Below are 9864 nucleotides of genomic sequence, written 5' to 3'. Positions count from 1 at the left end.
CAGCTGGGTTTTCCTATAGACATTAAACACAGACACAACACAGCGATTAACGATGACACACTCTTTAGCTTCATTACACATTACTTGGTGGTGGCACTTCCCAAATTAACGGGTGGTGTGAAGCGTTGTGCTCATTTTTAAGAGACAAGATTTTACCAAAAAGCCCGCAGAGATGTGGGCTTTCTTGTTATTTGGCCCATTCAATTTAGTCACTCGGGTTACATAATATTAAAGGCCAACAGATGATAAACAAACAGGATACAAGGAGCGGCGACATAGTGATGACTAAAGTGACGACAACAGTGACCACACCAAACCAACTCGCTCAGGTTAGCACGCAAAAGCAGCCATTAACCTACCATACTGATCCACTAAAACTGTATCAGCAAGTGACTAATAACGCGCCCCATACCATGCTGTTAGAGTCTGCTGAGGTCGAAAGTAAAGACCATTTAAAAAGTATCGTGCTTACCCATGCGGCAATGATGATACGTTGTGATGGTTACCAGCTCAGTTTCAGCGCATTAACTCAAAATGGTGCAGCGTTATTAACGCCAATAGCTAACTTTTTCAATGATGCAAAGCAACAACGAGTTAATGATACCCTCGTCGTAACGCTACAAAAAGCCACCGAGTTACAAGATGAAGATGCACGCTTAAAGTCGACATCGCCTCTTGATGGCTTAAGAATGTTTATCAAGCACATTCAAACCAATAATCCACTTAAATTTGAAGATTTATTTTTAGGTGGCGTATTAGCCTATGACTTAATTGATACCGTCGAGCCGCTCCCTGCTGCGCCCAACGCTCACAATGATTGCCCCGACTATTTATTCTATCTTGCTGAAACACTTATTTTAATTGACCATCAAACTCAGCAAGCAGAGATTGTTAGCCACCAATTCAGTCAAGATAACATCATTGCACAGCAATTAGCTCTGCAACTGCAACACGTCATCGAACAATGCGCCGAACTAGGTGATATTGCTCCGTTAACGCCAGTGACAACCGACGAAGACGTTAACATCACCGACGAGCAATTTAAACAAACCGTGATTGATTTGAAAGAACACATTGTCGCCGGTGATATTTTCCAAGTTGTGCCATCTCGTTGTTTCAGCTTACCTTGCCCGAATACGCTTGGTGCATACCGGGCTTTGCGCTTAACCAACCCTAGTCCGTATATGTTCTATTTTAGAGGTCCTGATTTCACCTTATTTGGTGCGTCGCCAGAAAGTGCCCTGAAATATGATGCGGCCAGTAACCAAGTCGAAGTGTATCCCATTGCAGGCACACGTAAGCGCGGTAAAAATGCCCAGGGTGAGATTGATTTTGACCTAGACAGCCGTATCGAACTTGAGCTGCGTTTAGATAAGAAAGAATTGTCTGAACATTTAATGCTGGTCGATTTAGCCCGCAACGACATTGCACGCATCAGCCAAAGCGGTAGTCGTAAAGTAGCCGAACTGTTAAAGGTTGATCGATACTCGCACGTGATGCATTTAGTCAGTCGCGTCACTGGTCAATTACGTTTAGATTTAGATGCCCTGCACGCTTATCAAGCTTGCATGAACATGGGAACCTTAGTGGGTGCACCAAAAGTGCGTGCATCGCAATTAGTTCGCCAAGCGGAGCAAGCACGTCGTGGCAGTTATGGTGGCGCAGTGGGTTATCTCAATGGTTTAGGCGACATGGATACCTGCATTGTTATCCGTTCAGCCTTTGTTAAAAATGATGTTGCTCATATACAAGCAGGCGCTGGCGTGGTGTTTGACTCAGATCCACAAGCCGAAGCAGATGAAACACGTCAAAAAGCCCAAGCGGTCATTTCTGCGATAAAAATGGGAGGTGGGCTATGAGCACCGCAACCACACAAAGCGATAAACGGATGAAAATATACTTACTCGATAACTTCGATTCGTTTACTTACAATCTAGTCGATCAATTCCGCAGCCTAGGTTGTGAAGTTGTCATTTATCGTAATGATGTCAGTGCCAATTATGTGGCTGAAAAGCTCATCAATGAAACCGGTAAAACGGCATTGGTGTTATCACCCGGACCTGGTGCACCGCATGAAGCGGGTTGCATGATGGAACTCATTGGCAAAGTGGCCGGTAAAGTTCCGATGCTTGGCATCTGTTTAGGTCATCAAGCAATGGTCGAATATTATGGCGGAAAAGTAGAACGAGCGCCGTTTGTGGTCCATGGTAAAGCCAGCCCGACCTTCCATAATGGTCAAGGCGTATTTGCCAACTTACCCTCACCATTACCGGTTGCCCGTTATCACAGCTTAGTTGCGACTAAGGTACCTGACTGCTTAGAGGTTATTGCCACCACAGATGACATGCCAATGGCAATATTGCATCCACAGCATCAAGCTATGGGCTTTCAATTTCATCCAGAATCAATTTTAACCACCCTAGGCAGTCAGTTACTCACGCAGACATTGGCGTATTTAACCCAAGACCACGCCTTTAGTGGAGGTGAATAATGGATAATCTGCAAACGTTATTCGACCGCCTGTATCAAGGTAAGCCATTAACTCGTGAACAAATGGCACAAGTGTTTAGCGCTATTATTCAAGGTGATATGCAACCTGCTACCATGGCGGGTATGTTAGTGGCGCTAAAAATGCGTGGCGAAACCATTGATGAAATAGCCGGCGCGGCAGACGCATTGCGCCAAGCAGCTAAACCCTTCCCTCGCAGTGATGCCTCAAAGCAAACCGGCATTGTTGATATTGTCGGTACTGGCGGCGATGGCTATAACACCATCAACATTTCCACTACTGCCGCATTTGTTGCTGCAGCAGCGGGGGCAAAAGTAGCAAAACACGGTAACCGTAGCGTATCAAGCAAGTCTGGCTCTTCTGACTTACTGTCACATTGCGGTATCGCGCTCACTATGGCGCCAGATGCTGCAAGCCAATGTTTAGATAAACTCGGTTTATGTTTTCTTTTTGCACCGCATTACCATGGCGGGGTGAAACATGCAGTACCAGTAAGACAAGCATTAAAAACCCGTACCATTTTTAATGTACTTGGCCCATTAATTAACCCAGCAAGCCCAGAGTTTATGTTGCTGGGCGTGTATACACTTGAACTCATCGAACCTATTGCACAAGTGCTACATGCCCTTGGCGTTAAACGGGCCATGGTGGTGTATGGCAGTGGCTTAGATGAAGTAGCGCTTCACGATAATACCTATGTGGCAGAACTAAAAGACGGTGTGGTGCGTACTTACCAGCTTAGTCCTGAAGATCTTGGCGTTAACCGTGCAGACATATCGCAGTTAACGGGTGGAGAACCAGCAGATAATGCCTTAATCACCCAAGCCATTTTACAAGGCAAAGGGCTACCAGCACATAGAGATGCGGTAGCGATTAATGCAGGTTGTGCTTTGTACATAAGTGGTATTTGCGACTCAGTTCAAGCCGGCACTCAGCTAGCACTCACCACACTAAAAAGCGGTACAGCCTTTACCTTATTAACTGATTTAGCTGCTGCGAGCCAAACAGGAGAACACAATGAGTAAGCCAGAAAGTAATGTGTTAACCCGTATCGTTGATACAAAAGTGGCACATATCGCCGCACTTAAACTGCGTTTCCCAGAGGCCAATCTACAGCCAAAAATATCTGACCGTAGCTTATTCGATGCCCTGAAAGCGCCTAATGCTCAGTTTATTTTTGAGTGTAAAAAGGCCAGTCCTTCTAAAGGGCTTATTCGCCCTGTTTTTGATGTTGAAGCCATTGCAGATATTTATGTCCATTACGCTGCAGGCATCTCAGTACTCACCGATGAAGAGTTTTTCCAGGGTGACATGGACTACATTCCAAAAGTCCGCGCTAGAGTGACTCAGCCAATTATCTGTAAAGACTTTTTTGTCGATCCGTATCAAGTAAAATTAGCTGCACACCAAGGTGCGGATGCCATTTTATTGATGTTGTCTGTGCTTGATGATGAGCAATATCGTTTATTAGCCAACGAGGCAGCCAAGTATCAATTAGATACCTTAACCGAAGTGAGTAACCAAGAAGAATTGATCCGAGCGATTGATCTCCTTGCCCCAATAATTGGTATTAACAATCGTAATTTACGCGACTTAAGTACTAATTTGGCGACAACAGAGTTATTAGCGCCACAAATCCCAGCCGACAGAGTCGTTATTAGCGAATCAGGTATTTATAACCATCAACAAGTTTGCCGCCTAAATCCATTGGTTGACGGTTATCTTGTTGGCAGTTCAATTATGGCGCAAGACGATATTGATTTAGCATGCAGACAACTTATTTTTGGAAACAATAAAGTCTGCGGTTTGACTCGAATTGACGATATTCAGGCAGTGGCTACAGCAGGCGCGGTATTTGGAGGGCTAATTTTTCATCACAAATCACCTAGAGCCGTAACACCTGTTCAAGCAATTGAATTAATTGACCAAATGCAGCAACGTAATATTGGCTTAAAAATGGTGGGGGTGTTTGTGGATCATCCCGTTGCTGATATCGCTTTATTAGCCCAAACACTGAACCTTTTTGCGGTGCAATTACACGGCAATGAAACTGAACTTGAAATAACCGAATTAAAAACGTTACTGACTCAACAGCAACTCAGCACCGAAATTTGGAAAGCTATAGCGATTGACAGTAACAGCGGCGAAGTGAGTCAAAAACCTGCAGGTGCCGATCGATATTTATACGACAGCAAGTCAGCACAACAATTTGGCGGCACTGGGCAAACTTTTAATTGGCAAGCAGATATTGCTGATAAACAAGATGCGATGTTGGCGGGTGGATTAACCCCAGACAATGTTTATCTCGCAAGCCAACAAGGATTTTATGGGGTCGACTTAAATTCAGGAGTAGAATCTACCCCTGGCCATAAAGACCACCAAAAACTGATTGCCGCATTTTCTCAATTACGCCGTAATTAATTTTTATTTACGACACCATTTTTAGTTAAAACATGATTACTCGAAGGGAACATTTATGACCGAGCTCAAGCTTAACCCTTATTTCGGCGAATACGGTGGGATGTACGTACCGCAGATTTTAGTGCCTGCATTAAAACAACTCGAAACAGCCTTTGTTGAAGCACAACAAGATGAAAGCTTTATCGCTGAATTTACCGACCTGCTAAAGAACTATGCTGGCCGCCCAACAGCGCTAACACTTACCCGTAATTTAAGTCCAAATCCGTTGGTAAAAATTTACTTAAAGCGTGAAGACTTACTCCACGGTGGAGCTCATAAAACTAACCAGGTGTTGGGACAAGCGTTGTTAGCTAGACGTATGGGTAAAAAAGAAATCATCGCCGAAACTGGTGCGGGGCAACATGGCGTAGCCACTGCTCTAGCCTGTGCGCTTTTAGGCCTAAAATGTAGAGTCTACATGGGTGCAAAAGACATTGAGCGTCAATCGCCAAATGTGTTCCGCATGAAATTAATGGGCGCTGAAGTTATTCCAGTTACATCAGGGTCATCAACCTTAAAAGATGCCTGTAACGAAGCCATGCGCGACTGGTCAGGTAGCTATGATAAAGCCCATTACTTACTGGGTACCGCTGCAGGTCCGCACCCATTCCCGACAATTGTGCGTGAATTCCAACGTATTATCGGTGAAGAAACCAAGAAACAAATTCTTGAAAAAGAAGGTCGTTTACCCGATGCCGTTATTGCCTGTGTTGGCGGAGGCTCTAACGCTATTGGTATGTTTGCAGATTTTATTGATGAACCATCGGTTGAATTAATTGGCGTTGAGCCTGCAGGTAAAGGGCTTGATACAGCTATGCACGGCGCGCCGCTTAAACACGGTAAAACCGGTATTTTCTTTGGCATGAAATCACCCTTAATGCAAAACAGCGACGGTCAAATTGAAGAATCATATTCGGTTTCTGCCGGACTTGATTTCCCATCAGTAGGACCACAACATGCGCACTTAAATGCCATTGGTCGTGCTCGTTATGAGTCAGCAACCGATGATGAAGCACTTGAAATGTTCCAAACACTCGCTCGTTGTGAAGGGATTATTCCAGCATTAGAATCTGCCCACGCACTTGCCTATGCCGTTAACATGGCAAAGGAAGCGACTAAAGAAACCATTTTAGTGGTTAATTTATCAGGTCGTGGTGACAAAGATATTTTCACTGTGGCAGATATTTTAGAGGCCAAACAAAAACAACAGGAGAGCGGCAATGAGTAACCGTTATCAAGCAACATTTGCTGCACTAAAAGCACAACAAAAAGGCGCCTTTGTCCCTTTTGTAACCATTGGTGATCCGAGCGCTGAATTATCATTAAAGATTATTCAGACCTTAGTCGCTAATGGTGCTGATGCACTTGAATTAGGCTTCCCTTTTTCAGATCCTTTAGCCGATGGCCCTGTGATACAAGGTGCTAATTTACGTTCATTAGCAGCAGGCACTACCTCAAGTGATTGTTTTGACATCATCACCAAAGTTCGTGCTCAACATCCTGATCTGCCAATCGGATTATTACTTTATGCCAACCTAGTTTTTGCCAATGGTATTGATGCGTTTTACGCTAAAGCTCAAGCTGCAGGTGTTGATTCAGTGTTGATTGCTGACGTGCCTGTTGAAGAGTCTGCTCCCTTTAGCAAAGCCGCCAAAGCACATGGTATTGCACCCATCTTTATTGCACCGCCCAATGCTGATTCTGACACCTTAAAAATGGTCAGTGAACAAGGTGAAGGTTACACCTATCTATTATCACGAGCTGGCGTCACAGGTACAGAATCCAAAGCGGGTGAGCCAATTGAAAACATTCTGTCACAACTCGCCAAGTTTAATGCGCCGCCACCACTATTAGGTTTTGGTATTGCCGAACCTGAGCAAGTGCGCGCCGCCATCAAGGCTGGAGCCGCTGGCGCGATTTCAGGTTCTGCCGTGGTTAAAATCATTGAAGCACATCAACATGATGAAAACACATTACTGGCTAAATTGGCTGAATTTACCGCAACAATGAAAGCGGCTACATAACGACCACTCCTAGGTCGAAAAAGGAGCAATTTTATTGCTCCTTTTTTTATGTCCGTTATACTAGGACAAATATCAACCAACTCGGTGTTATATGAAAAGTTCGTTAATAGGGATTTTAACGATTGCCATTCTATTTGTTAGCTACAGTCTTAAGGCTGTAGACACTTCCGTACAACCTAAAACTATCGTCACTTATAATGCTGCAATTCATGGGATTGACCCAAAACAAGCGTATTTTGTCTCGTTACTTGAACTTGCGTTAGAAAAAAGTCGCGATAAATATGGTGACTTTCAAATGAATGCCGCCATGATCCAAATGCCACAGGGTCGAGCACTTAAAATGGTGGCTGATAACACGATTATTGATGTTGTCTGGACTATGACCAGCATTGAGCGAGAAGATCAATTACAAGCTATTTATGTGCCATTACTTAAAGGACTAATGGGTTACCGAATTGGGCTAATCCGTAAAAATGACCAAGCTAGATTTGATAACATACACTCCATAGCAGACATCAAAAAAACCTTAATTGGCCAGGGTGCTGATTGGCCAGATGTGCCAATTTTGAACAGCAATGGTTTTACAGTCACATCAGGCAGTGATAGTCGTTTAATAGCCATGTTACTGAAAGGTCGATTCGACTATTACCCTCGCTCAATACATGAACCATGGCGAGACTTAGACCGTTATCCAAAACTAGCACTTGAACAAAAAATCTTATTAAAGTATCCAGCGCCCATTTATTTTTTTGTCAGTAAAGACAACACATCCTTAGCTCAGCGCATCGAATACGGTCTCAGAAAAGCTATCGATGACGGTAGCTTCGACGACTTATTCTATAACCACCCAATCACTCAAGGTATGATCAGTAAATCCGAATTAGATAACCGCACCGAATTTGTGCTGCATAATCCTTTTTTATCTAAAAAAAGTGCGGCTCTACTAAGTGAAACTCAGTTATGGCTCACCTTAAAACAACAATGATCACTAAGGTTGCAATTGCACAACTGCTTATGGTTCATAAACACTATCTCATCATGTTACAATCGGCGTACATTGTCGTAGTGACAGCGGTTTGTTGTCCTTTTTCTGCAAGAGATTTTTTATGAAACAACTGTTAGACTTTTTACCACTGGTCATTTTTTTTGCCGTTTACAAATTCTATGATATTTACACTGCAACAGGAGTACTGATTGCTGCTACGGCTATTCAACTCGTCATTACCTATCTGATTTATAAACATATTGAAAAAATGCATTTAGCCACCTTCGCCATGGTGACTGTATTTGGTTCCCTCACGCTATTTTTCCACGATGATGCTTTTATCAAATGGAAAGTCAGCATCGTTTATATCTTGTTTGCGATAGGGTTAATTGCCTCACAAATCATGGGAAAATCTGCGCTTAAGAGCATGTTAGGCAAAGAAATGAAAGTAGACGATAGAATATGGACTCAGGTCGCATGGTACTGGGTGGGATTTTTTGTATTATGTAGTTTAGCCAATATTTATATTGCGTTTAATTTACCTTTAGAAACATGGGTTAATTTCAAAGTATTTGGCTTAACCGCCCTTACCTTAATTAACACAGTGATAACGGTAGTTTATCTGTATAAAAATATGCAAGATGACAACTCCCAAACAACTAATAACCAATAATTGTTTATGTAAAATCAAATAAAGGAAGCAGCTATATGTGGTATATGATTTCATCTCAAGATGTTGAAAACAGTTTAGAAAAACGTTTATCTGTTCGTGCTGAACATTTAGCACGTCTACAAGCTTTAGCCGATGAAGGCCGTTTATTAACTGCCGGACCACATCCTGCGATTGATAATGAAAATCCTGGTGAAGCGGGTTTCACTGGATCATTAGTTATTGCTGACTTTCCTTCATTAGAAGATGCACAAGCTTGGGCTGATGTGGATCCATATATTGGTGCTGGAGTGTACCAAAGCGTTATTGTTAAGCCTTTTAAACGAGTGCTTCCTTAATGAAAATAGTTTCTTTTAATATCAATGGTATTCGTGCTCGCTTGCCTCAACTACAAGCTCTTATCGACAGTCATTCACCTGATATAATTGGCTTACAAGAAACCAAAGTACATGACGAAGCTTTCCCAGTAGCTGATGTTGAGGCTATGGGTTACAAGGTCCATTATCATGGCGGCAAAGCACATTACGGTGTGGCTATGCTGTCAAAAGCTGCACCACTTGAAATCATTAAAGGGTTTGAAACTGATGATGAAGACGCGCAACGTCGTCTTATTATTGGTCGGTTTACGCAAGATAATGGCCGCATATTAACCGTTTTTAATGGATACTTCCCACAAGGAGAAAGTATCCATCACGAAACTAAATATCCAGCTAAGCGTAAGTTTTATCAAGACTTAATGCTGCATTTAGATAAACATCACAATCCAAGTGAAGACATCGCGATTATTGGTGACATTAATATTTCGCCAACCGATTTAGATATCGGTATTGGTGAGGTAAATGCCAAACGTTGGTTAAAAACGGGTAAATGTAGCTTCCAACCAGAAGAACGTGAATGGTTAGCGCGTCTGCAGCAATGGGGCTTTATCGACAGCTTCCGTCAATTACACCCTACTCGCACTGAACGTTACTCATGGTTTGATTACCGTAGCAAAGGGTTTGATGATAACCGTGGCTTACGTATAGATGTCATATTGGTAACAGATTCATTGGTACCACGCTTAATTGAATCTGATGTTGATTACGATTTACGCGGCATAGATAAACCATCAGACCATGCTCCCATTTGGACCACATTTAGTTAATCGAAGTGGATGTTAAATGACGCTTAGATTAAACGACATGATGCTTGAACAAAAAACGCTATGCCTAACAGC

At 42.9% G+C, this 9864-nt stretch carries 10 protein-coding genes; all 10 read left to right on the top strand.

Annotated features, from left to right (window positions below; genetic code table 11):
- Positions 1-281 precede the first annotated feature (281 nt).
- Entirely contained in the window at positions 282-1859 is a 1578-nt protein-coding gene (locus H5202_RS14060; RefSeq protein WP_220493879.1) for an anthranilate synthase component 1, read from the top strand.
- Positions 1860-1888: 29 nt separating this feature from the next.
- Entirely contained in the window at positions 1889-2491 is a 603-nt protein-coding gene (locus H5202_RS14055) for an aminodeoxychorismate/anthranilate synthase component II (protein ID WP_182772625.1), read from the top strand.
- Positions 2491-3534 (top strand): anthranilate phosphoribosyltransferase, encoded by a 1044-nt coding sequence (trpD, locus tag H5202_RS14050; protein ID WP_220493878.1) that lies wholly within the window; start codon positions 2491-2493, stop codon positions 3532-3534. The genes H5202_RS14055 and trpD overlap by 1 nt, the downstream gene beginning before the upstream one ends.
- Entirely contained in the window at positions 3527-4930 is a 1404-nt protein-coding gene (gene trpCF / locus H5202_RS14045) for a bifunctional indole-3-glycerol-phosphate synthase TrpC/phosphoribosylanthranilate isomerase TrpF (RefSeq protein WP_182772623.1), read from the top strand. Before trpD ends, trpCF begins: the two co-directional genes overlap by 8 nt.
- A 55-nt stretch (positions 4931-4985) precedes the next feature.
- A complete protein-coding gene (gene trpB, locus H5202_RS14040) occupies positions 4986-6197 on the top strand; it encodes a tryptophan synthase subunit beta (RefSeq protein ID WP_182772622.1) in 1212 nt (403 codons plus the stop codon).
- The gene (gene trpA, locus H5202_RS14035) at positions 6190-6993 is read left to right on the top strand and encodes a tryptophan synthase subunit alpha (RefSeq protein WP_182772621.1); all 804 of its coding nucleotides are present in this window, start codon (positions 6190-6192) and stop codon (positions 6991-6993) included. Before trpB ends, trpA begins: the two co-directional genes overlap by 8 nt.
- Positions 6994-7084: 91 nt before the next feature.
- A complete protein-coding gene (locus H5202_RS14030) occupies positions 7085-7978 on the top strand; it encodes a substrate-binding periplasmic protein (RefSeq protein WP_182772620.1) in 894 nt (297 codons plus the stop codon).
- A gap of 121 nt (positions 7979-8099) precedes the next feature.
- Positions 8100-8651, top strand: coding sequence for a septation protein A (locus H5202_RS14025; protein ID WP_182772619.1), 552 nt, complete (start codon positions 8100-8102; stop codon positions 8649-8651).
- A 35-nt stretch (positions 8652-8686) separates the two neighbouring features.
- The gene (locus tag H5202_RS14020; protein WP_182772618.1) at positions 8687-8986 is read left to right on the top strand and encodes a YciI family protein; all 300 of its coding nucleotides are present in this window, start codon (positions 8687-8689) and stop codon (positions 8984-8986) included.
- Positions 8986-9792, top strand: a complete 807-nt coding sequence (xthA, locus tag H5202_RS14015) for an exodeoxyribonuclease III (RefSeq protein ID WP_182772617.1) — start codon at positions 8986-8988, stop codon at positions 9790-9792. Before H5202_RS14020 ends, xthA begins: the two co-directional genes overlap by 1 nt.
- Positions 9793-9864: the final 72 nt, after the last annotated feature.

Source organism: Shewanella sp. SG41-4, assembly GCF_014164505.1.
In the GTDB taxonomy this organism is placed as follows: Bacteria; Pseudomonadota; Gammaproteobacteria; order Enterobacterales; family Shewanellaceae; genus Shewanella.
The sequence above is the reverse complement of the archived record's forward strand: the minus strand, read 5'-3'. Positions and strand labels throughout refer to the sequence as shown.

Bases quoted from the DNA above. Each gene is read 5' to 3' on its own strand.
- H5202_RS14060 (WP_220493879.1), top strand. From the start codon at position 282: ATGACTAAAGTGACGACAACAGTGACCACACCAAACCAACTCGCTCAG.
- trpA (WP_182772621.1), top strand. From the start codon at position 6,190: ATGAGTAACCGTTATCAAGCAACATTTGCTGCACTAAAAGCACAACAA.
- H5202_RS14025 (WP_182772619.1), top strand. From the start codon at position 8,100: ATGAAACAACTGTTAGACTTTTTACCACTGGTCATTTTTTTTGCCGTT.
- H5202_RS14030 (WP_182772620.1), top strand. From the start codon at position 7,085: ATGAAAAGTTCGTTAATAGGGATTTTAACGATTGCCATTCTATTTGTT.
- H5202_RS14055 (WP_182772625.1), top strand. From the start codon at position 1,889: ATGAAAATATACTTACTCGATAACTTCGATTCGTTTACTTACAATCTA.
- xthA (WP_182772617.1), top strand. From the start codon at position 8,986: ATGAAAATAGTTTCTTTTAATATCAATGGTATTCGTGCTCGCTTGCCT.
- H5202_RS14020 (WP_182772618.1), top strand. From the start codon at position 8,687: ATGTGGTATATGATTTCATCTCAAGATGTTGAAAACAGTTTAGAAAAA.
- trpB (WP_182772622.1), top strand. From the start codon at position 4,986: ATGACCGAGCTCAAGCTTAACCCTTATTTCGGCGAATACGGTGGGATG.
- trpD (WP_220493878.1), top strand. From the start codon at position 2,491: ATGGATAATCTGCAAACGTTATTCGACCGCCTGTATCAAGGTAAGCCA.
- trpCF (WP_182772623.1), top strand. From the start codon at position 3,527: ATGAGTAAGCCAGAAAGTAATGTGTTAACCCGTATCGTTGATACAAAA.